The organism is Longimicrobium sp. (assembly GCA_036377595.1).
Classification (GTDB): domain Bacteria; phylum Gemmatimonadota; class Gemmatimonadetes; order Longimicrobiales; family Longimicrobiaceae; genus Longimicrobium.
Map to the genome: position 1 here is coordinate 37,555 of DASUYB010000029.1, position 25,484 is coordinate 63,038.

General features: G+C 70.5%; 26 protein-coding genes. 19 read left to right on the forward strand and 7 right to left on the reverse strand.

Annotation, left to right across the window (positions count from 1 at the left end; all coding sequences use genetic code 11):
• Positions 1–108: 108 nt before the first annotated feature.
• Positions 109–411 (reverse strand): metalloregulator ArsR/SmtB family transcription factor, encoded by a 303-nt coding sequence (locus tag VF092_05120; protein HEX6746656.1) that lies wholly within the window; start codon positions 409–411, stop codon positions 109–111.
• A 76-nt stretch (positions 412–487) separates the two neighbouring features.
• Here VF092_05120 and VF092_05125 point away from each other — a divergent pair, with 76 nt between their 5' ends.
• From VF092_05125 to VF092_05200, 16 genes are all read left to right on the forward strand, one after another.
• Positions 488–1,276: an SDR family oxidoreductase gene (locus VF092_05125; protein ID HEX6746657.1), complete on the forward strand. Its 789-nt coding sequence runs from the start codon at positions 488–490 to the stop codon at positions 1,274–1,276.
• Positions 1,277–1,569: 293 nt separating this feature from the next.
• Positions 1,570–1,947 (forward strand): Rid family detoxifying hydrolase, encoded by a 378-nt coding sequence (locus VF092_05130; protein ID HEX6746658.1) that lies wholly within the window; start codon positions 1,570–1,572, stop codon positions 1,945–1,947.
• Positions 1,944–2,450 carry a YbaK/EbsC family protein gene (locus tag VF092_05135; protein HEX6746659.1) on the forward strand — a complete coding sequence of 169 codons (507 nt, stop codon included), beginning with the start codon at positions 1,944–1,946 and terminating at the stop codon, positions 2,448–2,450. Before VF092_05130 ends, VF092_05135 begins: the two co-directional genes overlap by 4 nt.
• 29 nt (positions 2,451–2,479) lie before the next feature.
• Positions 2,480–3,382 (forward strand): PhzF family phenazine biosynthesis protein, encoded by a 903-nt coding sequence (locus VF092_05140; protein ID HEX6746660.1) that lies wholly within the window; start codon positions 2,480–2,482, stop codon positions 3,380–3,382.
• Between the two features lie 497 nt (positions 3,383–3,879).
• Complete coding sequence (locus VF092_05145; GenBank protein HEX6746661.1) at positions 3,880–4,566, forward strand: lysoplasmalogenase; 687 nt, start codon at positions 3,880–3,882, stop codon at positions 4,564–4,566.
• Positions 4,567–4,591: 25 nt separating this feature from the next.
• Positions 4,592–5,938 (forward strand): allantoinase AllB, encoded by a 1,347-nt coding sequence (allB, locus tag VF092_05150; protein ID HEX6746662.1) that lies wholly within the window; start codon positions 4,592–4,594, stop codon positions 5,936–5,938.
• A gap of 106 nt (positions 5,939–6,044) precedes the next feature.
• Positions 6,045–6,446: a cupin domain-containing protein gene (locus VF092_05155; protein HEX6746663.1), complete on the forward strand. Its 402-nt coding sequence runs from the start codon at positions 6,045–6,047 to the stop codon at positions 6,444–6,446.
• Positions 6,447–7,448, forward strand: coding sequence for an allantoicase (gene alc, locus VF092_05160; GenBank protein ID HEX6746664.1), 1,002 nt, complete (start codon positions 6,447–6,449; stop codon positions 7,446–7,448). It begins immediately after the preceding gene.
• Positions 7,445–7,951 (forward strand): 2-oxo-4-hydroxy-4-carboxy-5-ureidoimidazoline decarboxylase, encoded by a 507-nt coding sequence (uraD, locus tag VF092_05165; protein HEX6746665.1) that lies wholly within the window; start codon positions 7,445–7,447, stop codon positions 7,949–7,951. Before alc ends, uraD begins: the two co-directional genes overlap by 4 nt.
• A 305-nt stretch (positions 7,952–8,256) precedes the next feature.
• Positions 8,257–8,601 carry a hydroxyisourate hydrolase gene (gene uraH, locus VF092_05170; protein HEX6746666.1) on the forward strand — a complete coding sequence of 115 codons (345 nt, stop codon included), beginning with the start codon at positions 8,257–8,259 and terminating at the stop codon, positions 8,599–8,601.
• Between the two features lie 3 nt (positions 8,602–8,604).
• Positions 8,605–9,450, forward strand: a complete 846-nt coding sequence (gene pucL, locus VF092_05175; GenBank protein ID HEX6746667.1) for a urate oxidase — start codon at positions 8,605–8,607, stop codon at positions 9,448–9,450.
• Positions 9,451–9,651: 201 nt separating this feature from the next.
• Positions 9,652–10,098, forward strand: a complete 447-nt coding sequence (locus VF092_05180) for a hypothetical protein (protein ID HEX6746668.1) — start codon at positions 9,652–9,654, stop codon at positions 10,096–10,098.
• A 169-nt stretch (positions 10,099–10,267) separates the two neighbouring features.
• Positions 10,268–10,987 (forward strand): alpha/beta hydrolase-fold protein, encoded by a 720-nt coding sequence (locus tag VF092_05185; GenBank protein HEX6746669.1) that lies wholly within the window; start codon positions 10,268–10,270, stop codon positions 10,985–10,987.
• A gap of 361 nt (positions 10,988–11,348) precedes the next feature.
• Entirely contained in the window at positions 11,349–12,932 is a 1,584-nt protein-coding gene (locus tag VF092_05190; protein HEX6746670.1) for a hypothetical protein, read from the forward strand.
• Positions 12,929–14,293, forward strand: a complete 1,365-nt coding sequence (locus tag VF092_05195) for a circularly permuted type 2 ATP-grasp protein (protein HEX6746671.1) — start codon at positions 12,929–12,931, stop codon at positions 14,291–14,293. The genes VF092_05190 and VF092_05195 overlap by 4 nt, the downstream gene beginning before the upstream one ends.
• A 438-nt stretch (positions 14,294–14,731) precedes the next feature.
• Positions 14,732–15,883: a carboxylate-amine ligase gene (locus VF092_05200; GenBank protein ID HEX6746672.1), complete on the forward strand. Its 1,152-nt coding sequence runs from the start codon at positions 14,732–14,734 to the stop codon at positions 15,881–15,883.
• Positions 15,884–15,984: 101 nt separating this feature from the next.
• On the opposite strand, the gene VF092_05205 is transcribed toward VF092_05200, so the two are convergent.
• The gene (locus VF092_05205) at positions 15,985–17,721 is read right to left on the reverse strand and encodes a metallophosphoesterase (GenBank protein ID HEX6746673.1); all 1,737 of its coding nucleotides are present in this window, start codon (positions 17,719–17,721) and stop codon (positions 15,985–15,987) included.
• Between the two features lie 615 nt (positions 17,722–18,336).
• Here VF092_05205 and VF092_05210 point away from each other — a divergent pair.
• On the forward strand, positions 18,337–19,887 hold the full coding sequence (locus VF092_05210; GenBank protein ID HEX6746674.1) for an aldehyde dehydrogenase family protein: 1,551 nt from the start codon (positions 18,337–18,339) through the stop codon (positions 19,885–19,887).
• Between the two features lie 73 nt (positions 19,888–19,960).
• On the forward strand, positions 19,961–20,353 hold the full coding sequence (locus VF092_05215) for a DUF779 domain-containing protein (protein ID HEX6746675.1): 393 nt from the start codon (positions 19,961–19,963) through the stop codon (positions 20,351–20,353).
• 21 nt (positions 20,354–20,374) lie between these two features.
• On the opposite strand, the gene VF092_05220 is transcribed toward VF092_05215, so the two are convergent.
• The 3 genes from VF092_05220 to VF092_05230 all read right to left on the reverse strand — a co-directional run bounded on the left by VF092_05220 (position 20,375) and on the right by VF092_05230 (position 22,682).
• Positions 20,375–21,598 (reverse strand): type II toxin-antitoxin system HipA family toxin, encoded by a 1,224-nt coding sequence (locus tag VF092_05220; GenBank protein ID HEX6746676.1) that lies wholly within the window; start codon positions 21,596–21,598, stop codon positions 20,375–20,377.
• Entirely contained in the window at positions 21,585–21,905 is a 321-nt protein-coding gene (locus VF092_05225; GenBank protein ID HEX6746677.1) for a helix-turn-helix transcriptional regulator, read from the reverse strand. Before VF092_05225 ends, VF092_05220 begins: the two co-directional genes overlap by 14 nt.
• Positions 21,906–21,995: 90 nt before the next feature.
• Entirely contained in the window at positions 21,996–22,682 is a 687-nt protein-coding gene (locus VF092_05230; GenBank protein HEX6746678.1) for a methyltransferase domain-containing protein, read from the reverse strand.
• A gap of 251 nt (positions 22,683–22,933) precedes the next feature.
• Here VF092_05230 and VF092_05235 point away from each other — a divergent pair, with 251 nt between their 5' ends.
• Positions 22,934–23,383, forward strand: coding sequence for a DUF3828 domain-containing protein (locus tag VF092_05235; protein HEX6746679.1), 450 nt, complete (start codon positions 22,934–22,936; stop codon positions 23,381–23,383).
• A gap of 70 nt (positions 23,384–23,453) precedes the next feature.
• Here the strand turns inward: VF092_05235 and VF092_05240 are convergent, their stop codons facing one another.
• Complete coding sequence (locus VF092_05240; GenBank protein ID HEX6746680.1) at positions 23,454–23,687, reverse strand: AbrB/MazE/SpoVT family DNA-binding domain-containing protein; 234 nt, start codon at positions 23,685–23,687, stop codon at positions 23,454–23,456.
• Between the two features lie 203 nt (positions 23,688–23,890).
• Positions 23,891–25,429, reverse strand: coding sequence for an FAD-dependent oxidoreductase (locus VF092_05245; GenBank protein HEX6746681.1), 1,539 nt, complete (start codon positions 25,427–25,429; stop codon positions 23,891–23,893).
• Between the last annotated feature and the right edge of the window lie 55 nt (positions 25,430–25,484).

The following is a 25,484-nucleotide window of genomic DNA, read 5'->3' on the forward strand; positions in this document are numbered from 1 at the left end:
CTCAATATGAATGTGACTTCTCAGCCCAGAGTAACGTTCGTTCTTCTCCTCGACAAGATTGGCGTTAGCTGTGCTGCGGTGGGTCCGCTGAACACGACACCGGCGGACTCACACCTCCTCCGCGATCTTCTGCTTGATCTCCGCGATCCGGGCTTCGTCGCGCTTGTAGAAGGTCCACTGCTTGATGCGCTTGGCGCGCACCAGGCCGGCGCTCGTGAGCACGCGCATGTGCTCGCTGAGCGTGGGCTGGCTCACGCCCAGCTTGTCGGCGAGGAACACCGCGCACACGCCGTCGTCCACCAGGTCGCCGTCCACCTGCGGCGGGAAGTTGGCGACGGGGTCCTTCAGCCACTCCAGGATCCGCAGCCGCCGCTCGTTCGCGAGCGCCCGGAGCGCAGACTCGATAGACATATTGCCAATTAGCTAAGTGACGTTTATCCTTTCGGAAGATGATGCCGGACGGGCGCTGGAGACAAGGGGGGAGACGATGGAGCTGGGGCTGCGGGACAGGGTGGCGCTGGTGACGGGCGCCTCGTCGGGGCTGGGGCTGGCGATCGCGCGGGAGCTGGCGGCCGAGGGCGCGCGCGTGGCGATGGTGGCGCGGCGCGGCGAGATGCTCCGCGCCGCGGCGGACGAGATCGCGGCGGCGGGCGGGCGCGCGCAGCCCATCATCGGCGACGTGCGCGAGCCCGGCGAGGCGGAGCGCTTCGTGCGCGAGGCGGAGGCGGCGCTGGGGCTGGTCGAGATCCTCGTCGCCAACGCGGGCGGGCCGCCGTCGACCACGTTCGAGACCACGACCGACGAGCAGTATCGCGCCGCCATCGAGCTGAACCTGCTCGGCTCCATCCGCCTGGCCCAGGCCGCGGTGCCGGGGATGCGCGCGCGGCGCTGGGGGCGGGTGATCTTCCTGACCTCGATGACCGCCAAGCAGCCGATCGCCGGGCTGATCCTGTCGAACACCGCGCGCGCCGGGCTGCTGGGCTTCGCCAAGACGCTGGCCAACGAGGTGGCGGCCGACGGCGTGCTGGTGAACACCGTGCTTCCGGGCCACTTCGACACCGACCGCGCCGTCGAGCTGGCCCGCATGCGCGCCGAGCGCGAGGGCCGCAGCGTGGACGAGCTGCTGCACAGCCGCACCGCCGGCATCCCCTTGGGCCGCAGCGGCGACCCGCGCGAGATGGCGGCGGTGGTCGCGTTCCTCGCCTCGGAGCGCGCGAGCTTCGTCACCGGCACCGCCCTCCAGGTCGACGGCGGCCAGATCGCCGGCCTGTTCTGATGTGATGATGTGATAATGGGCGGATACGCGCCTCGGTGTCATTCCGAGGGAGCCCGCACGCCGCGATCGCGTCTGCGCCGAAGCATGCGGGCGACCGAGGAATCTACTCGCCCCCGCGGAGATGCCGGCTCGTCGTGCAGATCACCTGGCGGGGGAAAGTAGATCCTTCGGTCGGCGCCAGAGTTTGGTCCGTACGCAGGATTCGGTGAGGCGCCTCCCTCAGGATGACATCGGGGTGGGCTCCGTCGCACTCACGCACTCACGCACTTTCGCACTTTGACGGAGAGTCCGGCATGCCACGGGAGAGCTTCACGAGCGAGCGGCTGGGTCCGCCGGCGGGGCCGTTCTCGCAGGCGGTGAGCGGGCCGGGGGATGCGGTCTACCTCAGCGGCCAGGTGGGCACCGACGCGTCGGGGCGGCTCGTCGACGGCGGCGTGGCGGCGCAGACGGAGCAGGCGCTGCGGAACCTCCAATCCGTGCTCGAGGCCGCCGGGCGCACGCTGGATGACGTGGTGCGCGTGGGCGTCTACCTCGCCGACATGAGCGACTTCTCCGCGATGAACGCGGTCTACGCGCGCTGGTTCGCCGAGCCGTATCCCGCGCGCACCACTATCGGCGTGGCGGCGCTGCCGCTGGGCGCGGCGGTGGAGATCGACCTGGTGGCGCGATGAGTGGCGGCGGCGCGTACGAGCGCCTCATCTCCCTCCTCAACACGGAGGGCGCGGCGTACCGGCTGATCGACCACGCGCCCGAGGGGCGGACGGAGATCGTCAGCGCGATGCGCGGCAACGAGCTGGCGGCCGCGGCCAAGTGCATCGTGCTGATGGTAAAGATCGGGAAGAAGACCACGCGCCACGTCTTGGCCGTCGTCCCCGGCGACGCACGGCTGGACCTGGGCGCGGTGAAGGCGCTGCTCGGCGCCACCTACGCCGCGTTCGCCAGCGCGGACGTGGCGGAGGAGCTGGCGGGGAGCGTCGTCGGCACCGTGCTGCCGTTCGCGTTCGACGCGCGGCTGGAGCTGATCGCCGACCCCGCGCTGCTGCGGCACGACGAGCTGTTCTTCAACGCGGGGCGGCTGGACCGCTCCATGGCCCTGCGCACGCGCGACTACGTGCGCATCGCGCGGCCGCGCTTCGAGCGGATCGCGCTGGAGCCGGCGGCGGCGCCGGCCTGACCATCACCCTCCACCGGCGGGAGACGCCCATGGCGCACCGTTTCGTCATCGCCGACGTGTTCACCGACCGCGCGTTCGGCGGCAACCAGCTGGCCGTCATCCCCGATGCGCGCGGCATCTCCGACCGCGCCATGCAGACGCTGGCGCGCGAGTTCAACTTCTCCGAGACCACCTTCGTGCTCCCGCCGCGCGCGTCCGGGCACGCGTACCAGCTGCGCATCTTCACCCCCGCCACCGAGCTGGCGTTCGCCGGGCACCCGACCGTGGGCACCGCGGCCGTGCTCGCGCGGCTGGGGCGGATCGAGACGCAGGACGGCGCGGCGAGCATCGTCTGCGAGCTGGGCGTCGGCCCCGTCTCCGTCGACGTGCGGCTGGACGGCGAGCGCACCTTCGCGCGGCTGAGCCTGGAGGCGACGATCGAGATGCCGCCGACGCATCCCTCTCCCGCGGACGCGGCGGCGGCGCTCTCGCTTCCCGCGGACGCGGTGCGCGAGGCATGGTTCGCCACCGTCGGCACCGCCTTCGCCTTCGTCCACGTCGCCGACCGCGAGGCGGTGGACGCGGCCGTGATCGACCGCGCGGCGTGGTCGCGGCACTTCGAGCGCGCGTTCTCGTCGGCCATCTTCTTCTTCGCGGGCGACCTGTCCGCGGGGAGCCGGCTGTACGCGCGAATGGTGGCGCCGGGGTTCGGCGTCGAGGAGGACGCGGCCACGGGCTCGGCGGCGGCCACGCTGGCCGGCTGCCTGGCGGACCGGCTGCCGGAGCGCGACGGCGTCTTCGCCTGGACCATCAATCAGGGGGTGAAGATGGGGCGCCCCAGCTTGATCGAGGCCGCGGCGGAGAAGCGCGATGGGCGCGCGGTGCGGGTGATGGCGGGCGGGGGGACGGTGGTCGTGGCCGAGGGGAACATCTCCCTGCCCGAGGGGTTTTGAGAAGAGCCGCGCGGCTGCGGGTGATGTAAGTGCTGGACGCACCCGCAGTTGCGCGGAACCCGAGAAGGTGATATCTTTATCGCCATTGGTTGGAGGGCCGCCGGTGCGCCGGCGGACTCGCGGGGCGCTGAGCCCCACGGTGTCCACGCCCGATGTCGAACCTGCAACGAAGGAGGTGATCCCTTGTCCAATACGACTGCTGCCTGCATCCTGACCCGGGCAAGCGATCGCCGCTCCGGCCTCTGAGCCGAGCAACGAGCGAACTTCTCCGCGCGACGCGGGGTGCCAAGCGGCATCGCGTCGGGAAGCGGCAGAACAAGGCACCACCGGCCACACGGCCGGTGGTGCTTTTTCTTTGCTGTCGCGGCGCCGGGCGATATCATCTCCGCGTCGGGCAGGTTCGGAACGATGCGAGTGAACTCGCGGCTAAAACGGCACGCAGTCCGCCTTCGCGGACTTCCCCAGGCCAATTCCCCTTCGTCTCCCCCAGTCCTCCCGTGGACTTCGTCCTGATCGCCCCGTCCCTCTACACGATCGTTCTCCTCGCCACCATCGCTGCCTGCGCGATCGCTTCGATCGTGGCGACGGAGCGAGGGTGGAAGCGCGGCGTCTACGTCTTCAAGCCAGTGACGACGCTGCTGATCATCGCGCTGGCGGCGTTCCAGCACAGCTCATTCTCCACGTATCAGATTCTCATCATCGGCGGGCTCGTCTTCTCGCTGGCGGGCGACGTGTTCCTGATGCTGCCGCGGGACCGCTTCGTGGCGGGCCTCGTCTCCTTCCTCGTCGCACACCTGCTGTACATCCGTGCGTTCGTGTACTTCGGGTTCGCGGCGACGTGGTGGGTCATGCTGCCGCTCGCCGTCTACGCGGCGGTGCTGCTGCGGGTGCTGCTGCCGCACGTCGAGCGCAAGCTGAAGGTGCCGGTGATCGTCTACGCCTCCGTGCTGCTGGTGATGGCGTGGCAGGCCGTGGAGTGCGCGCTGGCGGGTGGAGACCTGGACGTTCCCGGCCCCATCCTCGCGCTGCAGGCATGGCTGGCGGCGGCGGGCGCGATGCTGTTCGTGGCGTCGGACTCGGCGCTTGCGGTGAACCGCTTCGTCCGGCACTTTCGCGGTGCGGACGCCCTGGTGCTGGCCACCTACTTCGCCGCGCAGACGCTCATCGCCCTCTCCATCCGCTGACTTGAATCGACCCCCCCGCGAAACCGTGCTCCGCTCCGCGCACGTGGTGACGCCCGACGGCGTGGCCGCGGCCGCGGTGTGGGTGAAGGACGGCCGCATCGCCGCCGTGCGCGCCTTCGCCGACGTGCCCGCGGGCGTCGAGGTGGTCGAATGCGGCGACGAGGTGCTGATGCCGGGGCTGGTGGACACGCACGTCCACGTCAACGAGCCCGGCCGCACCGATTGGGAGGGGTGGGACACGGCCACGCGCGCCGCCGCCGCCGGCGGGGTGACCACGCTGGTGGAGATGCCGCTCAACAGCATCCCCGCGGTGACCGACGCCGCCGCGCTGCGCGAGAAGTGCGATGCTGCCGAGGGACGCGTGCACGTGGACGTGGGATTCTGGGGCGGCGTGGTCCCCGGCAACGCGGGCGAGCTGCGGGAGATGTGGGACGCGGGCGTGCTCGGCTTCAAGTGCTTCCTCTCCCCCTCCGGCGTGGACGAGTTCCCGCACGCATCCGAGGCCGACCTGCGCCGGGCGATGCCGATCCTGCGCGAGCTCGGTGCCCCGCTCCTCGTCCACGCCGAGGACCCGCGCGTGCTCGACGCGGCCGCGGCGGGGCTGGGCGATGCGGATCCGACGCGCTACGAGACCTGGCTCGCGTCGCGCCCGCCTGAGGCGGAGGTCGCGGCGGTGGAGATGCTGGTGCGGCTGGCGCGCGAGACCGGCGCGCACGTGCACGTGGTCCACGTCTCCGCCGCCGAGGCGCTGCAGGCGATCCACGCCGCGCGCGACGAGGGCGTCGCCATCACCTGCGAGACCTGCCCGCACTACCTGCACTTCGCGGCGGAGGACGTGCCCGACGGCGCGACGGAGATGAAGTGCGCGCCGCCCATCCGCGGCGCGGGGAACCGCGAGGACCTGTGGACGGCGCTCGGCGCGGGGTGGATCGACCTGGTGGCGACGGACCATTCGCCCTGCCCGCCGGAGATGAAGCTGCGCGAGCAGGGCGACTTCGTGCGCGCGTGGGGCGGGATCGCGTCGCTGCAACTGGGGCTGGCGGCCGTCTGGCGCGGCGCGCGGGAGCGCGGCTACACTCCCGCGCACCTGGCGCAGTGGATGTCGGCCGCGCCGGCGCGGCTGGCGGGGCTGCACGCGCGCAAGGGCGCCATCGCCCCCGGCCGCGACGCCGACCTGGTGGTGTGGGAGCCCGACGCCGAGTTCCTGGTGGAGCCCGGCCGCCTCTTCCATCGCCACAAGCTGTCGCCGTACGTGGGCTCCGTGCTCCCCGGCGTCGTCCACCAGACCTGGGTGCGCGGCGCAAAGGTGTTCAATGCCGGCGAGATCGTCTCCCCCGCGACGGGGCGATTGCTGCTGCGCACGGAGATCTGAGCCGCGCCGGGGTGAAGTCCGCGAAGGCGGACTGCGTGTGGTTGTAGCCGCGACTTCAGTCGCATCGTCCGACCCCGATCCGCCGTTGAGAGTTGGAGATGAGCAGATGAGCACCGTGCGCAACATCACCGCCGAGTACGGCCGCATCGGCGAGCACTGGTCGCCGCGGGTGATCGCGGCGGCCAACGGACAGTTCATCAAGCTGGCCAAGGTGCAGGGCGAGTTCGTCTGGCACGACCACGCGGCCGAGGACGAGGTCTTCATCGTCTTCCGCGGCCGCCTCACCCTGAAGTTCCGCGACCGCCCCGACGCCGTGCTCGGCGAAGGCGACCTCTACGTCGTGCCGAAGGGCGTCGAGCACTGCCCCGTGGCCGAGGAAGAGACGTGGGTGATGCTGGTCGAGCCCGCGCAGACCACGCACACCGGCGACGTCGAATCGCCGATGACGAAGTCGATCGAGGACCAGATCCGCGACGGCGGGATCGCCATCTCCAGCGCTGCTTCGTAAATGATCGACTTCACCGAGATGGTGGACCTGGCGTCCGAGCGGCTGGGCGGCGCGGTGGTGGCGGCGAACGACGAGTTCTTCGCGCCGAAGGAGAACCTGCTCAAGCCGTCCGAACCCGAGTGGCGCGAGGGCGAGTACACCGAGCGCGGCAAGTGGATGGACGGCTGGGAAACGCGCCGCCGCCGCGAGCCGGGCTACGACTGGGCCATCATCCGCCTGGGCGTGCCCGGCGTGATCCACGGCGTGGTCGTCAACACCGCCTTCTTCCGCGGCAACTATCCCGAGGAGTTCTCGCTCGAGGCGTGCGACCTCTCCGGCGTCCCCTCGCCCGAGGCGCTGGCGGCGGCGGAGTGGACGGAGATCATCCGCAGGACGCCGCTGCAGGGGAACGCGCCCAACCCGTTCATCGTCGGCGACGGCCGCCGGTGGACGCACCTGCGGCTCAACATCTTCCCCGACGGCGGCGTGGCGCGGCTGCGCGTGCACGGCGTGGCGCGTCCCGACTTCCCCGCCTTCGTCCGCGCCGGCGGCGAGATCGACCTGGCGGCGATGGAGAACGGCGGCTGGGTGGAGATCTGCAGCGACATGTTCTTCGGGCACCGCCAGAACCTGATCCTCCCCGGCCGCTCGCGGTTCATGGGCGACGGATGGGAGACGCGCCGCCGCCGCGGCCCCGGCCACGACTGGACCATCGTCCGCCTCGCCGCGCCCGGCACCATCCACCGGGTGGAGATCGACACCGATCACTTCAAGGGGAACGCTCCGGACCGCTGCACGCTGGAGGGGATCTACGCGCCGGAGCTGGACGGTGACGCTCTCGCCGCGGCGGACTTCTGGCGGCCGCTCCTCCCCGAGCGGAAGCTGCAGCCGCACGCCCGGCATCGCTGGGAAGACGAGCTGGCGGAGACGGATTCGGTGACGCACGTGCGCCTCTCTATCTTCCCCGACGGCGGCGTGGCGCGGCTGCGGGTGTTTGGCACGCTGGAGGAGCCCGAGCGGTGACGCTCGCCGAGCTGAACGCGCTCCCGGACGACGAGGCTGCCGCGGCGCTGCTCACCTGCTGCGGCTCGCCCCGCTGGGCGCGCGGGATGGCGGCGCGGCGCCCGTTCGCGGGGATGGACGATGTGCTGGCCGCGGCGGACGAGACCTGGTGGGCGCTGGACCCGGCGGACTGGGACGACGCCTTCGCCGCGCACCCGCGCATCGGCGAGCGCAAGGCGGCGCCGGCGCAGACCGCGCAGGCCGCCGCGTGGTCCGCGCAGGAGCAGGCCGGCGCCGCCTCCGCGGGCGAGGACGTGGCCGCCGCGCTGGCGGAGGGGAACCGCGCGTACGAGCGGCGCTTCGGCCGCATCTACATCGTCTGCGCCACGGGAAAGACGGCGGAGGAGATGCTGTCCATCCTCCGCGCGCGCCTCGATAATGATCCCCGGACGGAGTTGCGCGTGGCCGCGGGCGAGCAGGCGAAGATCACCCGCCTGCGGCTGGATAAGCTGATCGCGGGGTGATGGCGGGGGCTGCATTCGTGCTTTGGGCGGAGATTTGCGCGGCCGCGGGCGCCCTCACCCCGTGCCTTAGAGCACTCGCCCTCTCCCGATAACGGGAGAGGGTAGGGTTTCGAGCAGCGGTTTGGCCGTGGGAGGGGTCGCGTGGCAGGTACGATGCATCCCCCCAACCCGCCGAAGCCTTTCCCCGAGCTGAGGTCTCCCCCCTTCTCCCGTTATCGGGAGAAGGGGGGCCAGGGGGGTTGAGGGCCCTCGCGCGCAGCGCGACCCCGCTGTTCTGGATCATCACCACCTAACCCACGACCACGATGAGCGCGATCACCACGCACGTGCTGGACACCATGCGCGGGCTGCCGGCGATGGGCATCGCCGTTCTGCTGGAGCGCGCCGACGAGAACGCGCAGATGCAGACCGTCGCGCGCGGCATCACCAACAGCGACGGGCGCGTGCTCGACCTCCTCCCCGCGGGCGAGACGCTGGAGCCGGGGACGTACCGCCTGAGCTTCGACACCGGCGCGTACTTCACCGCCACGGGCGGGGAGGGCTTCTATCCCGAGGTGTCCATCGTCTTCGCCGCGCGCGAGGGCGAGACGCACTATCACGTGCCGCTGCTGCTGAGCCCGTACGCCTACTCCACCTACCGCGGGAGCTGACGCATGCCCGCGGCGCTCGGCCCCAACAACTACGGCAAGTCGCGCGTGCGCCTGTTCCGCGTCACGCGCGACGGCCCGCGGCACGACGTCAGCGACCTCACCGTGGACGTCGCCGTCGAGGGGCGCTTCGAGGCCGTCCATCTCCAGGGCGACAACGCCGAGGTGCTGCCAACGGACACCATGCGCAACACCGTCTACGCGTTCGCGAAGCTGCATCCCGTGGAGCCGGTCGAGGGGTTCGGGCGCGCGCTGGCGCAGCACTTCCTGGGTGAGGCGCGCGAGGCCGAGCGCGTGCGCATCCGCATCGCCAAACATGGATGGGGGCGGATGACGGTGGGCGGGCGGCCGCACACGCACAGCTTCGTGCGCGGATCGGGCGAGCGGCGGATGGCCTGGGTCTTCGCCGACCGTGGCGCGGTGCGCTTCGAGGCGGGGATCGAGGAGCTGGAGGTGCTCAAGACCACCCAGTCCGCGTTCGAGGGCTACATCCGGAACCAGTACACGACGCTGCCGGAGACGAAGGACCGCATCTTTGCCACCATCGTCTCCGCGCGCTGGAAGTACGCGAGCGAGCCGGCGGACCTCGACGCCACCTTCGAGGCCGTCCGCACGGCGATGCTGGAGACGTTCGCGGACCACGACTCCAAGTCCGTGCAGCAGACGCTCTACGCGATGGGCGCCGCAGCCATCGACGCCGCGCCGGAGGTGAGCGAGATCCGCCTCTCCCTTCCCAATCGCCACCACCTGCTGTTCGACATCGGGCGGTTCGGGCTGGAGAACCCCAACGAGGTGTTCGTCCCCACCACCGAACCCTACGGCCTGATCGAGGCCACGGTGCTGCGGACGTAATCCGGCGACAGTCCAGAACAGCGGGGTCGCGCTGCGCGCGAGGGCCCCTCATCCCCCCCGGCCCCCCTTCTCCCGATAACGGGAGAAGGGGGGAGACCTCAGCGCGAGGATGCGAGCTTCGGTCTTGACGATGGTCCGGGGCGGGGCGCCCGGCGGGGTGTCTCCATCGATCGAAACGTTGAACCTCAACCGCATCTGGAGATGAGAACTCCTTCGCGAATCCTGAGATCGGCGTGCGTCGCGCTCGTCGTCGCGGTGGCGGCGGGGCGGGCGGAGGCGCAGCGGGTGCACACGCCCGAGCCGGGGTCGCCCGAGCGGCGGCTGCTGATGGACGCGCTGCGCATCCGCATGCAGCGCGAGCTGAACCGGCCGATGATCTTCCAGGTGCGCCAGCTGCGCGTGCTGGGGAGCTGGGCGTTCGCCGAGGTGGTGCCGCGCAAGCCCGACGGCTCGCCGTTCGACTACCGCGGCACGCGCTACGAGGAGGCCCGCAACGAGGGGATGATGGACGACGCCAGCGTGGCCGTCCTCCACCGCACCGGCGGCCAGTGGCGCGTCGTGCGCATCGCCATCGGCCCCACCGACGTGGCGTGGCTGGGATGGGACAGGGAGCTCGGCGCCCCGCGCGCCGTCTTCCCGTACCCCTGACGCGATCGGACGAAAACGATCAATGGAGAGGCGCCCCCCCGGTCGGCGCCTCTTTCGCTTTCCCGCCCGCCGCGTAGGTTGGCGGGGCCTGCGGATTGCATCGGCGCGCGGGGCACGAATCCGCCGGTGGAGCCCGCCGACGCACGACCCTTCCGGAGATGGACTGACGGTGAACCGAGAGTACCACCGCTGGTACAGCCCGTCGCTCGGCCGCGACATGGAGATGCTGGTGTTCGGCTGGGGCGGCGCGCGGCTGCTGGTGTATCCCACCTCGATGGGGCGCTACTTCGAGTGGGAGGACCGCGGGATGATGGACGCGCTCGGCGAGCACATCGACCGCGGCTGGCTGCAGGTGTTCTGCGTCGACAGCGTCGACGCGGAGAGCTGGTACGCCAAGGGAAGGCATCCGCACGACCGCGCGGTGCGGCAGGGGCAGTACGAGGACTACATCCTCCGCGAGGTGCTCCCCTTCAGCCAGGGCCGCAACGGCAACTCCTACCTGATCGCCACCGGCGCCAGCTTCGGCGCCTACCACGCCGTCAACATCGGCCTGCGCAACCCGTGGACGTTCAACCGCGTGCTGGGGATGAGCGGCCTGTACGACATCCGCGAGCAGACCGACGGCTACTACGACGACGCCATCGCGGCGCAGAACCCCTCGCACTACGTCAGCCGCATCGACGACCCGCACCGGCTGGAGGCGATGCGGCGGATGGACGTCATCCTGGCCACCGGCCGCGACGACAGCTTCGTGGGCAACAACGAGTACCTGTCGCGGATCCTGTGGGAGAAGGGGATCGGCAACGCGCTGCGCCTGTGGGACGGCTGGGCCCACGACTGGCCCTGGTGGAAGGACATGGTGCGGATGTACGTCGGCGGGCACGATTAGGGGACAGGGCACAGGGGACAGGGACAGCAGGGAGGGGACGGACGGAGGCTGCTGCGAGGGGCGCCGGCGCGGCCGCGGGCGGCCCCCTCCCCCGGCCCCTCCCCCGCTGCGCAGGGGAGGGGAGAACTCAGTGCGGGGCGGGCATTTGCGTGAGGGATGCGCGCCCGGAGGGCCGGGACGCCGCCGCGCTTGCACCGTCGCCGCGTGACGCGAGGATGACGGGCGCGGCGGTGGCCCGGCGCGGTTGGGCACAGTTGTATCGTGCCCTACCGCGCGCGCAGCCCGGCCCCCGCGCAGCGGGGGACACGCCCGAACCACGAAGTCCAATCAGTTTCTCGTAGATCGTAACTCGCACGGGGGGATGAAGATGACGCTGAAGGTCGGCCTGATCGTGGGGCGCGAGTGGTCGTTCCCCCCCGCGTTCATCGACGAGGTGCAGCGGCGCGACCAGGGCGTCGTGGCCGAGTACATCAAGCTCGGCGCGCCGCGTATGGACGAGCCCTGCGAGTACGCGGTGATCATCGACCGCATCTCGCACGAGGTGCCGTTCTACCGCACCTTCCTCAAGCAGGCGGTGCTGCAGGGGTGCACCGTGGTCAACAACCCCTTCATGTGGACCGCCGACGACAAGTTCTTCGGCGCCGCGCTGGCCACCAGGCTCGGGATCGCGCACCCGAAGACGGTCGTGCTGCCGAACAAGGAGTACATCCCCGGCATCGTGCACGAGGAGTCGCTGCGCAACCTGCAGTATCCGCTCGACTGGCAGGGGATCGTGGAGTACGTGGGCCTCCCCTGCGTGCTGAAGGACGCGCATGGCGGCGGGTGGAAGGACGTGTACGTCTGCCGCTCGCTCGAGGAGCTTATCCACCACTACGACACGTCGGGGCTGCTGACGATGGTGGTGCAGGAGTTCATCGAGTGGGACCAGGTCATCCGCTGCATCTGCATCGGGCAGGACAAGGTGATGCCCATCAAGTACGACCCGCGCGAGCGGAAGTACCACGTGGAGCACGAGCACCTGTCGCCCGAGCTGGGCTCGCGCGTGGTGGCCGACTCGCTGAAGCTGGTGCGCGCGCTGGGATACGACATGAACTCGATGGAGTGGGCGGTGCGCGACGGCATCCCCTACGCCATCGACTTCATGAACCCCGCGCCCGACATGGACATCTACTCGCTGACCCCGCACTACTTCGAGTGGGCGGTGAGCGCGATGGCGGACATGGCGATCGATCTCGCGAGGAACCCTCGCCGCCAGGTCCGCGACCTCCGCTGGGACGCGCTCTTCTCCGGCTCGCGGGAGGCTGGTGCTTCGAGCGCCGGCGGCGGATCGCCCAGCGCCGCGGGTCCCGGCTACCTGGGCGGCGGCGGGTTCGAGGGCGGGGGAGATGACGAGGAGGAGGGCGGTTCGGGCGGTGGCGGCACCGGCGCGACGGCGCCCAGCACTGCCCCGGAGGCACCGGGTGGGCAGCAGGGGTCCGGCAGCGGCGGCCGCGCGGCCGGCACCTCCGCGGCGGATACGGGCCAGGTCGGCTCGTCTGCCGGCCGGGTGGACACCACTTCGAGTGCGTCTACGGACCCGTCCGGCGGGGGCCATGGGTCCGGCACCGGCGGGCGTGCCCAATCCACGACGGCCGACGCGGACAACGGCGGGACGGTGGGTTCCGGCGGCCGCGCAGCCGCCACGTCCGACGCCGGGGGCGGTGGCTACAGCGGCTCGACGGCCGAGGCGCTCGGCGGCACGGAGCCCGGATCGCCGGTGTCGGATCGCGCGCCGGGCGTGTACGTGGACGAATCGCCCGCGGCGGACCTGGAGCCGCCCGCCGTCTCCGAACCGCCGCGCGGCACGGGCGCGATCGGCGCTTCGGCGTCCGGCGAGGGGACGGAGCGGGCGGGGGAGGACACGTCGCCCGACGCGGCCTCGCGGTCGGCGCGGGAGCAGGCGTGAGCGCCGACGCGCTGCGCCGGGCGATCGACGCCTGGCACGCGCTGCTCGACGACGCCGACCTCGCGGGCGAAAGCGCGGAGCGGCTCGACCAGGAGCACCGCAGCCTGGGGATGTACTTCGGCGACCGGGCGCTCTGCACGGTGATCCGCCCGCGCTTCTTCACCCACGCGCAGTGGGCGGGGATCCGCCGCGGCGTGGAGACGCTGATGCGCGCCTTCCGCCGCGCGCACGTGGCCGCGATGCACGAGCCCGCGCTGCTGGAGCAGTTCCGCCTCCTCGACTGGGAGCGCGAGCTGATCGGCCAGGACCCGGGCTTCGAATCTCCCTGCCCCACCTCGCGGCTCGACGCGTTCTTCAACCCCGACGACGGGTCGCTCCGCTTCACCGAGTACAACGCCGAGACGCCGGCCGGGCCCGCGTACATGGACACGCTCAGCGAGGTGTTCCTGGCGCTTCCCGTCACCGGCGAGTTCCTGCGCACGCACGTGGTCCATCCGCTCCCCGCGCGGCACGGGGTGCTGCACGCGCTGCTCGGCGCGCACGCGCAGTGGAGCGGGCGCCGCGAGCCGCCGCGCATCGGCATCCTGGACTGGGCCGAGGTGCCCACCTACAGCGAGTTCGTCTTCTTCCGCGACTACTTCCGCGCGCACGGCGTGGCGTGCGAGATCGCCGATCCCCGCAACCTGGAGTACCGCGACGGGAAGCTGATGGCGGGCGACTTCCACGTCACCCTCATCTACAAGCGCGTGCTGATCGACGAGCTGGTGCTGCGGATGGGGATCGACAACCCGGTGGTCCGCGCGGTCCGCGACGGCGCCGTGTGCATGGTGAACCCGTTCCGCTGCAAGGTGCTGTACAAGAAGGCCTCGCTGGCCGTGCTCGGCGACGAGCGCAACGACCGCCTGTTCACCCCCGACGAGCAGGCGGCCATCGAGGCGCACGTGCCGTGGACGCGCATCGTGGAGGAGCGGCGCACGCGCTTCCACGGCACGGAGATCGACCTGCTGCCGTGGGCGGAATCGAACCGCGAGCGGCTGGTGCTGAAGCCGAACGACGACTACGGCGGGCGGGGGATCGTGCTCGGGTGGCTGGTGTCGGACGACGCGTGGCGGGCGGCGCTGAAGACGGCGCTGGAGACGCCGTACGTGCTGCAGGAGCGCATCATCCTCCCCACGGAGCCCTTCCCCAGCTGGGTGGACGGGAAGGTGGAGATCTACGACCGGATGGTGGACGTCGCCCCCTTCGTCACCCGCACGGCCACCATCGACGGCGCGCTGACCCGCATCGCCACCGACCCGCTGCTGAACGTGACCGCCGGCGGCGGCTCGTCCGTGGCCACGATGCTGGTGGAGCGGCGGTAGGGGCCCTCTCCCTGCCGCTTCGGACAGATCCTGCCCGCCCGGCGCGGAGGCCCTCTCCCCCCGGCCCCCTCCCCCAAAACCGACTGGGGGAGGGGGAGACCTCAGCGTGGAGAGAGGCGGCGGCTCGCGAAGGATGCATCCCGCCCGCCGCGGCTGGCCCCCTCCCCTGGCCCCTCCCCCGCTTCGCAGGGGAGGGGAGACCTCAGCGCGAAGATCACCTTCGGTGCGGCGAGCTTGGTAGAGTCGCCAGATGCCTGGGCGGCAGTCCCGCAGGGACTTCGTGCAGTTGTTGCCGCGAATTCCATTCGCCCGTCTCCCCTCCGAATCCCCATCCCCTCACGGCGGTAAACATTTTGCGGCTGGCGCGGGCGTGAGGTGTGGTGCATCATCCCGACAGGATTCGTTCGTCTCCATCTCCACCCGCGGAGAGGACCCGCCATGATGCAGGCCCCGTCGCTGACGCTCGGCATCGAGGAAGAGTACCAGATCATCGACCCCGAGACGCGCGAGCTGCGCTCGTACATCACCGAGATCCTGGACCACGACCACCTGATCCTGGGCGAGATCAAGCCCGAGCTGCACCAGAGCATCGTGGAGGTGGGCAGCCAGATCTGCCAGACGCCGGCCGAGGTGAAGGCCGAGCTGGCGCGGCTGCGCGGGATGGTGATGGACCTGGCCGCGCGGAAGGGATTGAAGGTGGCGGCCGCGGGCACCCACCCGTTCAGCAGCTGGATGACGCAGGAGATCACGCCGCTGGAGCGCTACCTGGGCGTGAAGCAGGACATGCAGGACCTCGCCCAGCAGCTGCTGATCTTCGGCACGCACGTGCACGTGGGGATCGAGGACCGCGAGTTCATGATCGACGCCATGAACGTCGCGCGCTACTTCCTTCCCCACATCCTCTGCCTGTGCAGCTCGTCGCCGTTCTGGATGGGTCGCTCGACGGGGCTGAAGAGCTACCGCAGCGTGATCTTCCGCAACTTCCCGCGCACCGGCGTGCCGCGCGTGATGCGCGACTGGCGCGAGTTCGAGTCGCTGCAGAGCACCCTCGCGGCTACCGGCTGCATCCCCGACGGGAGCAAGATCTACTGGGACGTGCGGCCGCACCACAAGTTCCCCACGCTTGAGTTCCGCTTCCTGGACGTGTGCACGCGCATCGACGAGGCGGTGTGCGTGGCGGCGCTGCTGCAGGCGGTGGTGCTGAAGCTGTGGAAGCTGCGGCGCGACAACATGACCTTCCGCGTGTACGCGCACGACCTGATCGAGGAGAACAAGTGGCGCGCGGTGCGCTACGGCTTCGACGGCAAGCTGATCGACTTCGGGAAGAAGGCGGAGTGCCCCGCGCGCGACCTGATCCGCGAGATGCTGGAGTGGTTCCTGGACGACGTGGTGGACGAGCTGGGGAGCCGCGACGCGATCGAGTACGCCTTCCGCATCATGGACGAGGGCTCCAGCGCCGACCGCCAGCTGGCCGTCTACGAGCGCACCGGCAGCCTGGAGGCCGTGGTCGACCACCTGATCGCCGAGACGGAGGAAGGCGTCTTCCCCGCCGCCAAGTCCGCTCCCGAGGCCGCCGAGGCGACGGCCTGACAGAAACAGAAAGTCTCACGCAGAGTCAGCAGGGTTAGCAGAGAAAAACAGCTGTTCTCTGCTAACCCTGCTGACTCTGCGTGAGCCCTTCTTTTTGTGACTCAGCCCTGCGGCGCGGGCTCGGCTACCGGCTGGGCGATCTCCACCGCGATGGGCGGCTGGCCGGCGGCGGGGATGGTCTCGTGGAAGAGGTGTCCGAAGCCCGTGTCCGTGCGCGGCGCCTTCTGGTACTTCTCCCAGTCGTCCGTGCCCGACGAGGGGAACTGGTAGTAGTCCACCTCCATCGCCGTCGGGCCCAGCTTCGCGATGGCGTAGCCGTGCCAGAAGTAGCCCTTCCGGTTGGTCAGCCGCACCGCGTTGAAGCTCACCGACGGGAACTTCTGCGCGTACGGGTCCTCGAACCTGGTCTCCTCGTAGGCGCTCGAGCCGACCAGGCGCCCCGGCGGCAGTGCGCGCCCGTCGTCGGTCCGCACCGGGTCGTAGATCACCAGGTTGTGCTCGTGTCCCCAGAACCAGGCCACCACCCGCCCCAGCGCGCCGCCGAACTGCTGCAGCAGGTTGGGATTGACGTTCACCGGCGTCTGCTGTCCCGCCTGCGCGTCCGGGTTCACCTTGCCGTTGGAGGAGAAGAGCTGGTGGTGCGAGAGGAGAACGCTGCTCCCCTTGAAGTTGGCCAGCTTGTCCAGGTGCCAGTCCAGCTCGCTGTCGCGCACGCCGGGGCTGCTGTTCCCCTTCAATGGATCGCGGTCGTTGATTCCGGTGTCCATCCCCAGGAACTGCCAGGCGTCGTCGGCCGTGCGCAGGCAGAAGTAGCTGGCCTTCTGGTGCCGGTCAGGCTGCCCCGGCGCGGTGGCGTTCATCCGGTCGATGGTCTCGTAGAAGCCGGGGCCGCGCGAGTAGTAGCAGTGGTTGCCGGGAATCTGGTAGAACGGCGGGCAGCTCTCCGGCTTCGGGCAGAGCTTCCTGTAGACCTTCTGCACGTTGTTGCGGAATTCGCCGCGCGTCCCCGAGTAGTACACGTCGCCCAGGTGCAGCACCGCGTCGACCTTGTGCACCGCCAGCGTGTGCCGCAGCAGGGCGATGGCGTCCGGCATCCCCGTCCCCCAGTCGCCCACGATGGCCACGGTGGCGTTGGCGGGAAGGCGCTGCTCGACCACGGAGTAGTGCGAGTTGCCGCCGCCGTCCGTCTTCCAGTCGCGGTACATCGGCTGGCGGGTGCCGAACGAGTAGGTCTTGATGTACTGCGTGACGGTGGTGATCCATCCCGTCAGATCGCCGGTGCTGTACTTCCGGATCCCCCACCAGAAGATGGTCTTGAAGAGCAGCGCCAGCGCGTGGATCCAGTGCCCGGTGCGCGCCGACTCGGCCATGTCGTAGAAGTGAGCCGAGAGCACTGCCTGCTTCTTCACCTCCGTCTCGTCCGCCTCCGTGGCCGACTCGGTGACCTGCGCGGCGGCGGACTCCAGCGTCTGCGGCGCGGGCTGCTGGTTGGCGGCGGGCGCGCCGGGAAGCTCGGCCGCCGCCGGCGCGGACATCAGCCCCTGCGGCGCGGCGGCGCCGTCCACGCTCTTCATCGCCCGCGGGCCGCCCGTCGCCGCCGGGATGGCGAGGCCTTCCTCGGTGAGCACCGCGCCGCGCGTTCCCGGCGCGTGCGCCAGCGCGAAGGCGGTGGTGCCCAGCAGGCGCGCGTCGCCCGCGAGGAGGTCGGTGGGAACGGGCGTGTTCTCGGCGGCCGCGGCGGGCTGCTCCTTCTCGGCGCGGCGCCGCAGCGTCTCCTGGACGGCGGACTGCCAGGCCGAGAGCTTGGGGTCTCGGACCGTCCGAATGGGTGCGGGCATGGTGCTGCTCCTGCGTGGCGGGAAAGTTCGGGAGGATGATGGAGATCGGCGTGTGCGGCGGAAGGGGTGCCGCGTCGAAGACGTTGTGGCGTAAACACATTAATTGTCGGGAGCGCTCCGGGCAACGCCGCGGATGCGCTCCCTCTTCCCGGAAATGTCATTCCGAGGTCGCCAGACCGACCCAGCGTCCGCACCGTCGTCCGCCGCCGAGAATTTGATAGCCGGCAAACGCGCGACCGGCCGTCTGTTGCTCGTAGGCGGAGTATAGACTCCTCACGGAGCCGCCCGACATCGGTGCGGTGGATAAGGACGGTGCAGCGGCTCCGTTCGGAGTGACATGCTCGCAGGATGCGTAGCTCGTAGTCAGCCACAACGCAAACGTCTGTTCGTCCGGAGGATTCCCCATCACACCGGTGTGATCCATCCCTCAACGGTCGCATCCAACTGCCGACGTGGGGTTCGCGTTGCAAGGAGTATCGTGGGAGCATCCCCCGGCCCTGCCGCGCCCGCGGACGTGCGGCCGCCGTGCTCGTCTCCCCCCAGCGAGCATGCCGGCGCCGGCTCGCACGCGGGGCGGCGGGGCGCGTCCCGCAACCCCTCACGCCAGGAGCCCCGATGGACACCCTCATCACCCCGGGCACCGCCACCCTTCCGCTGGCGGCGCGGTCGCTCACGGTCGCTATCCCCATCCGCGCGCGGTACGACAACTGGATCGGCGGCGAGTACGCGGCCCCGGTGCGCGGGCAGTACTTCACCAACGTCACCCCCATCACCGGCCAGCCGCTGTGCCAGGTGGCCCGCTCCACCGCCGAGGACGTGGACCGCGCGCTCGATTCGGCGCACGTGGCCGCGCTGCAGTGGAACCACACCACGCCCACGCAGCGCGCGCTCGTCCTCAACCGCATCGCCGACCGGCTGGAGGAGAACCTCGAGACGCTGGCCGTGATCGAGACCATCGACAACGGCAAGCCCATCCGCGAGACGCGCGCGGCCGACGTGCCGCTGGCCATCGACCACTTCCGCTACTTCGCCGGCGTGCTGCGGGCGCAGGAGGGTGGCATCAGCGAACTGGACGGCGACACCGTTGCCTACCACTTCCACGAGCCGCTGGGCGTGGTCGGCCAGATCATCCCGTGGAACTTCCCGCTGCTGATGGCGGCGTGGAAGCTGGCGCCGGCGCTGGCCGCGGGGAACTGCGTCGTCCTCAAGCCCGCCGAGCAGACGCCCGTCTCCATCATGGCGTTCATGGAGCTCACCGCCGACATCCTCCCCAGCGGCGTGGTCAACGTCGTCCAGGGCTTCGGCGTGGAGGCCGGCAAGCCGCTGGCGTCGTCTCCCCGCATCGCCAAGATCGCCTTCACCGGCGAGACCACGACGGGGCGGCTGATCATGCAGTACGCGTCGGAGAACCTGATCTCCGTCACGCTGGAGCTGGGCGGGAAGAGCCCGAACCTCTTCTTCGCCGACGTGATGGCGCAGGACGACGAGTTCCTCGACAAGGCGCTGGAAGGGTTCGTGATGTTCGCGCTGAACCAGGGCGAGGTGTGCACCTGCCCCAGCCGCGCGCTGGTGCACCAGTCGATCTACGACCGCTTCATGGAGAAGGTGATCGAGCGGACCAGGAAGATCGTGGAGGGGAACCCGCTGGACCCGGCCACGATGATCGGCGCGCAGGCCAGCATCGACCAGCTGGAGAAGATCCTGGGCTACGTGGAGATCGGGAAGGCCGAGGGTGCGAAGGTGCTGTGCGGCGGCGGGCGGCGCGTGCACGAGGGCGAGCTGGCCGGCGGCTACTACGTGCAGCCGACCATCTTCGAGGGCCACAACCGGATGCGGATCTTCCAGGAGGAGATTTTCGGCCCGGTGGTGGCCGTGACGCCGTTCAAGGACCTGGACGACGCGCTGGCCATCGCCAACGACACGCTGTACGGGCTGGGCGCCGGCGTGTGGACGCGCGACCTGAACACCGCCTACCGAGTGGGCCGGGCGATCAAGGCCGGGCGCGTGTGGACCAACTGCTATCACCTGTATCCCGCGCACGCGGCGTTCGGAGGATACAAGCAGAGCGGGATTGGCCGCGAGAACCATCGCCAGATGCTGGACCACTACCAGCAGACCAAGAACCTGCTGGTGAGCTACAACCCCAGGGCGATGGGCTTCTTCTGATCGATCGAACCTTCCACCGCGGGGGCGCCGGCGCACGGCGCCCCCGCAGCGTTTTCCGCGAGAGGAGGGGGCGATGGAGGCGACGCGCGTGGACGTGACGCCGGCCGCGGCGGAGATGCTGCGCGAGCTGGAGCGGAAGCACGGGCCGCTGCTGTTCCACCAGTCGGGCGGCTGCTGCGACGGGAGCGCGCCGATGTGCTACCCGCGCGGCGAGTTCCGCGTCGGCCAGCGCGATGTGTACCTGGGGAGCGTGGCGGGGACGCCGTTCTACATCGGCGGGCAGCAGTACGAGTACTGGAAGCACACGCACCTGACGGTGGACCTGGTCCCCGGCCGCGGCGCCGGCTTTTCGCTCGAGGCGCCCGAGGGCGTGCGCTTCCTCACCCGCTCGCGCCTGTTCACCAACGAGGAGCATGCCGCGCTGGAGGCAGCAGGCGACCCGCCGCGGGGAGAGCAGGCGGGGTGAGTGGCTTTCCGCCTCCGCGGGTCACCCCGTCCGCCCGGCGATGATGCGGCGGATCTCGCGCATCCGCTCCTCAGGCACGCCTGCCTCGTCCGCGAAGCGCGGCCACTGGGCCACCGCGCCGCGCACCTCCGCGATGATGCTTTCCGCCTTCCCCGCGTCCAGGTCGCATGTGGCGGCCACGCGCAGCATGTCGCGGTCGCCGGGGCGGCTCGCCTCGCCCGCCACGTCCATCGTGTGCTCGCGGCCGGGGCCCTCCGAGAACACCAGGTCGTAGGCGGGCGCCAGCCTCCACTCCCCGCCGCTCCCCATCAGGTACGAGAAGTTCTTCACGTGGTCGTCGCGGTTGTGCGCGGCCACGTTGAAGGCCATGCGCCGGAACGCTTCCTCGACCTGCCGGACGTCGCGCGTCAGAATCAGCGTCGCGCGAAGGAATCCTTCGTAGCCGAGCGACGCGATGCGGTGGCTGGCGTGCAGGAGCCCTCCCAGACTGTGCATGTGCAGCCGCCGGGCGCCGCGGCGGTCGAATCGCTCCGCGGCGAAGTGGCGGTCGCCGTCCGGAGTCTCGAACACGCGTGTAGGCGGGACGTCGATGCCCACGGCACGCGCCATTCGCGCATACGCCTCCTCCACCACGCCGATCTCGGCGGCGTCGACCGGTGCCGAGAACTTCACCAGGTACGCGCGATACTCCGGAGGCAGCTCGGCCGGGCCGGCGATCATCGCCCCGTCGTCGCGGACACCGACCAGCACCTTGGGGCGTGCGCCTCCGGGCGAGCCGCCGGCGAGCCGGAGCGCGGGAAGCACCTCCTCGACGCTCCCCTCCAGCACGCGCTCCGCTTCGCGCGCCAGCGTGCCGAGCTCCACCTCGAGCGGTCCCGCCAAGTCCGTTCCGGCGGGGGGATGGTAGGTGAGCGCGCCCATCCCCCGTGTGCCGATATACGCCAGCCGATCGAGTGGGGAAATGCCGCCAAGGTCGCGTCCCTGCCGTCTGAACTCGCGATCCATCAGGAGCAGTCCCCAGCTGTCCGGCAGCGAATCGTCGAACACCCCGAACACGGGCGCGAACTCGCGGTCCAGGTGCTCGAACAGTCCGGGCCTCACTGGAAGCTTGAACGGTGAGATTGGTAGCGGGGCCTCCAGGAACGAGAGTGCGTACTCGAAGAAGACGCGGCGTCCCTCCTCGGCCAGCGTACCGACGACGGCCTGCCTGTCGCCCCAGTCGAGACGGACCTCAAGTGTCCGCATGGAGCCGCCTTCCACGCTTGCGGGGGCGTTGCCGTGAGCGCGCGGCGAGCTCCGCCAGCGACTGGGCGGCGGGAAGCGCGAAGAGTTGGTCGAACCCCCCCCGCGCATCGAGAATCGCGGCGATCCGGAGCAGCCGCTCCAGCGCGATGCGGCCCGTGCGCTCGAAACGGCGGTAGGTCGCCAGCGTCAGCCCGGCGCGCGCGGCGAGCTCTTGCTGCGTCCAGCCCCGTTGGAGCCGAAGCGCCCTCACCCTCTCCGCCAGCGACCGCGCGATTTCGCCGGGAGTCTGCAGTTCAATCGGAAACATGTTGATCCTAACGTGGGATTAGATGATTCAACCGACAATATAATAGCGCTTCCTAATCAGAATAGTCGCAGGCTCACGAGATGCCCGGTGCTACCCTGGCTGTACCTCGAACACCCCGATCGCGCGGCGGTCCTTCCCCTCGCCGATGCTCCACTTCGTCATGGTGATCTTCCAGCCGTCCGCCTCCAGCGCCTCCAGCAGGCCCAGGCCGATGGGGCGGAAGGGATCGGAGAGGAGGATGCGGCCGCCGGGCGCCAGGTTCGTCTCGAAGATGCGGCGGAGGTGCGGGTGCATCGACTCGCCGTAGAGGACGTCCGCGCCGATGATCCAGTCGTAGTGCTCGCTGTCTTCCCACTCCCCCCAGTCCACCAGCCGGTGGTCGATGGTGTCCGCGCCGTTCCGCTGGCCGTTGCGGCGGCAGAGCTCCATCGCCACCTCCTGTTTGTCCGTCTGCACCACGCGCGCGCCGAGCGCCGCCGCCACGATCCCCGGCAGCCCCGTGCCCGCGCCCAGCTCCAGCACGCGCGCGCCGCGGAGCACATCTCCACGCGCGGCGATCTCCTGCGCTAGCGCGATCGCGGCGGGCCAGAGCGCGATGCCGTAGGGGACGATGTGCTTGAACTCCATCAGGAAGTCCGCCTCGGCCGCGTTCGACAGGAGCGCGCTGGTGTGCAGGATCGCGATCTCCCGGCTCCCCAGCGGCAGGCGGAACTCGTTCAGCGGGAAGTCGCCCGCGGAGGTACGCAGTACTTCGGCTTCAAGCGTGGCGTCGCTCATGTCCTCGTGATCGGTCGAATGCGGATACGGCGTGCTCGAATCTCGGCACGATTCCGTGGCGCCTACAAGATCCCTGCCTCGCGCGATACAGCTTGTGAGGGGATGGAGATGCCGGTATCGTGCGCCGTCGACCGCGCTTCCGGCATCTCCACCCCGCCACGCGAGCCTTCCCGATGATTCCCATCAAACCAAGCTCCCGGCGATCCTGGCGTCCAGCGCGCGCGATCCGGATCCTCGCCTCGGTTGCGGTGATGGCGGGGTGCGGCGGCCGCGCGGAAGCCACGCAGCCCGACCCCGCCGCGGTGGTGAGGACGCTGTACCAGGACCACTTCGCGCACGAGCAGAACTGGACCGGCACGTACGGGCGCCAGCACGCGCTCTTCGCGCCCGAGCTCGCGGCGATGCTCGACGCGGACGACAGCGCGTCCGCCGCCAACCAGAACGAGGTCGTCGGCCTCGACTTCGACCCGCTTACTTACGCGCAGGAAGAGATGACGAGCTTCGACGTCGGCGCCGCCACGCGCGACCGCGGCGATGCGCTCGTTCCCGTGGTCATGCGGCTGGATACCTTCCGCACGAACCTGCGCGTGCGCCTCTCGCGCTCGGACACGGGCTGGCGCGTGAAGAACATCCACTACCCCGAAAGCGACCTCGTCGCGCTCCTTCAGCAACTCGCCGCGGACCGACGAAAAAATCCGTAGGGCGTGGAGATGACGAGCAGAGGGGCGGCACCGGTCACGGGGCCGCCCCTCTGATTTGTTAGCACCAGGCTCACGACTCACCGCGGGTGAGCTCCATGATCTCGTCGGTGCTCATCCTTATGGTCCCGCGTCCCCGCGTGTGCTCGATCAGGGCTCGGCCGCGACGCTCACCGCCCTTCCGGGCTTTCTGCAGTATCGCGATACCGTCGCGCAGCTCCCATTCGACCTCGGTGTGCGGCAGAAGTCCCAGCTGCTCACGGATGTGCTGCGGGATGGTAACCTGCCCCTTCGACGTGATCTTCATCACCGCCTCCGCGTGAGCATTCTACCAAGTCCGGGTGAAGCATTCGCAGGCCCGACCGAATCTCGTGCTGACGCGATGATAGATCCTTCGGCCTGCAAACGCTTGCACAGACGCCGATTACGGTCTGGCTGGCCTCAGGATGACGTCAGTGTTGGATCGGCTTGGGCGCATCGACCAGATTCCCGGGATTTCGCATCTGCACCTCACTCCGGATTGCCCGGCTCGCCGCCACCGAGGTACGCGAGCGCCCGCTCGGCCGCGGTGACGCCGCGGGACTGCGCCTCCTCGAACAGGGACAGGCCGCTCAGGTCGGAGTGGGCGTAGAACACGGGCCCGGCGGCGGCCCGCAGCCGCAGGCGGGCGGGGGAGGCGAGGAACCCGGGGGTGGGCCTCACCATGGCGTGGCCCAGGCGCATGACGTCGATGCGCCGCACGCACCGGCGCAGGTCCGGGTGCGCGCGCTCGAGGTCGGCCAGCACCATCTCCGCCGCGTCGCGCCAAGTGCCGGCGAGGAGCGCACGGCGCGCGGCCGAAGGGGCCGTATCGGCCAGGGCGCGGTAGTAGGTCCACACCCAGCGGTCCTGGAAGGTGCGCAGCGACTGGTGGTTGGCCACCACGTAGCCCAGCCCCGGCGAATCGGCGATCACGTTGTCCCACGCCGGGGGAAAGCCGTCCTCTACAGGCCAGCGGTCGAGCGTCAGGTTCGCGGTCAGCCAGGGCGAGTAGACGAAGTCCACCGGCGGCGCACCCTCTACCACGCGGGCGGCGACGAAGGAGGGCGCGGCCCACACCACCGCGTCGCACAGGTACTCCGCGTCGCCCGCCAGCACGCGCATCCCCCGCCCGCGCGGCTGCACGCGGTGCACGGGCGCGCCGGTGACCACGTGAGCGCCCAGCCGCTCCATCAGCCGCCGCACGATCCACCCGTTCCCCTCGGGCCAGGCGAGGGGACCCAGCTCGTCGTCCTCGGGCGGGCGGCTGGCGAAGTAGTGGACGCCCGCCCACGCCGAGACGTCGCGGGCCAGCGCGCCATAGTCGTCGCGGCAGGCGTAGTCCACGTACCAGCGCAGCGCGGGCGAGCGGTAGCCGCGCTGGTCCAGCCACTGCGCCATCGACACACCATCCAGCGGCGACGGGCGCGCACCCGCGGAGAGCGGCAGGGTGAAGCCCCCGGTGGCCCGCATCTCCACCATCTCCTGGTCGAAGCGGCGGAACTCGGCGCGGTCGGCGGCGGAGTCCATCAGCGGCTCGCGCAGCCCCTCGCGCCAGGTGCCGAAGCGGTACAGCCGCTCCTTCGGCGCCTGCACCAGCACGGTCTCGTCCCACTCGCCGTCCCGCCACACCCCCAGCTCCTCGAACAGCTCGCGCGCCAGCACCGTCTCGCGGCCGGGGACGGGGACGTAGTGCGCGGCCCACGGATACGCCGACACCTCGTTCTCTCCCCAGCGCGCGTTGCCGCCGGCGCGGTCTTCCAGCTCCAGCAGCACGAAACGGTCGAAGCCGCGCTTGCGCAGACGCCAGGCGGCCGAGAGCCCCGCCACGCCGCCGCCCACGATCACCAGTGGCACGCGCACGGTGCGGCGGGGCGCGGGAAAGCGGCCGCCGTCGCGGAGGCGGTGCCCGCGCGCGCCGCCGTCGTCCACGAAGCCGCCGGCGAGGGCGCGCTCCGTCTTCGGCGCGCAGCCGACGATCGCCGCCGCGGCGATCCCCGCCGCGGCGGCCACGAACCCGCGCCGGGACATCGTCCCATCCCCCGTCCCTTCGATCGTTATCGGGGAGATCGGGGACGCGCCGGTG

Bases quoted from the DNA above. Each gene is read 5' to 3' on its own strand.
- VF092_05190 (HEX6746670.1), top strand. From the start codon at position 11,349: ATGAAGATGACGCTGAAGGTCGGCCTGATCGTGGGGCGCGAGTGGTCG.
- VF092_05225 (HEX6746677.1), bottom strand. From the start codon at position 21,905: ATGTTTCCGATTGAACTGCAGACTCCCGGCGAAATCGCGCGGTCGCTG.
- VF092_05200 (HEX6746672.1), top strand. From the start codon at position 14,732: ATGATGCAGGCCCCGTCGCTGACGCTCGGCATCGAGGAAGAGTACCAG.
- VF092_05210 (HEX6746674.1), top strand. From the start codon at position 18,337: ATGGACACCCTCATCACCCCGGGCACCGCCACCCTTCCGCTGGCGGCG.
- VF092_05230 (HEX6746678.1), bottom strand. From the start codon at position 22,682: ATGAGCGACGCCACGCTTGAAGCCGAAGTACTGCGTACCTCCGCGGGC.
- VF092_05245 (HEX6746681.1), bottom strand. From the start codon at position 25,429: ATGTCCCGGCGCGGGTTCGTGGCCGCCGCGGCGGGGATCGCCGCGGCG.
- VF092_05155 (HEX6746663.1), top strand. From the start codon at position 6,045: ATGAGCACCGTGCGCAACATCACCGCCGAGTACGGCCGCATCGGCGAG.
- VF092_05235 (HEX6746679.1), top strand. From the start codon at position 22,934: ATGGCGGGGTGCGGCGGCCGCGCGGAAGCCACGCAGCCCGACCCCGCC.
- VF092_05240 (HEX6746680.1), bottom strand. From the start codon at position 23,687: ATGAAGATCACGTCGAAGGGGCAGGTTACCATCCCGCAGCACATCCGT.
- VF092_05140 (HEX6746660.1), top strand. From the start codon at position 2,480: ATGGCGCACCGTTTCGTCATCGCCGACGTGTTCACCGACCGCGCGTTC.
- VF092_05205 (HEX6746673.1), bottom strand. From the start codon at position 17,721: ATGCCCGCACCCATTCGGACGGTCCGAGACCCCAAGCTCTCGGCCTGG.
- pucL (HEX6746667.1), top strand. From the start codon at position 8,605: ATGCCCGCGGCGCTCGGCCCCAACAACTACGGCAAGTCGCGCGTGCGC.
- VF092_05180 (HEX6746668.1), top strand. From the start codon at position 9,652: ATGAGAACTCCTTCGCGAATCCTGAGATCGGCGTGCGTCGCGCTCGTC.
- VF092_05215 (HEX6746675.1), top strand. From the start codon at position 19,961: ATGGAGGCGACGCGCGTGGACGTGACGCCGGCCGCGGCGGAGATGCTG.
- uraH (HEX6746666.1), top strand. From the start codon at position 8,257: ATGAGCGCGATCACCACGCACGTGCTGGACACCATGCGCGGGCTGCCG.
- VF092_05120 (HEX6746656.1), bottom strand. From the start codon at position 411: ATGTCTATCGAGTCTGCGCTCCGGGCGCTCGCGAACGAGCGGCGGCTG.
- alc (HEX6746664.1), top strand. From the start codon at position 6,447: ATGATCGACTTCACCGAGATGGTGGACCTGGCGTCCGAGCGGCTGGGC.
- VF092_05135 (HEX6746659.1), top strand. From the start codon at position 1,944: ATGAGTGGCGGCGGCGCGTACGAGCGCCTCATCTCCCTCCTCAACACG.
- VF092_05220 (HEX6746676.1), bottom strand. From the start codon at position 21,598: ATGCGGACACTTGAGGTCCGTCTCGACTGGGGCGACAGGCAGGCCGTC.
- VF092_05130 (HEX6746658.1), top strand. From the start codon at position 1,570: ATGCCACGGGAGAGCTTCACGAGCGAGCGGCTGGGTCCGCCGGCGGGG.
- VF092_05125 (HEX6746657.1), top strand. From the start codon at position 488: ATGGAGCTGGGGCTGCGGGACAGGGTGGCGCTGGTGACGGGCGCCTCG.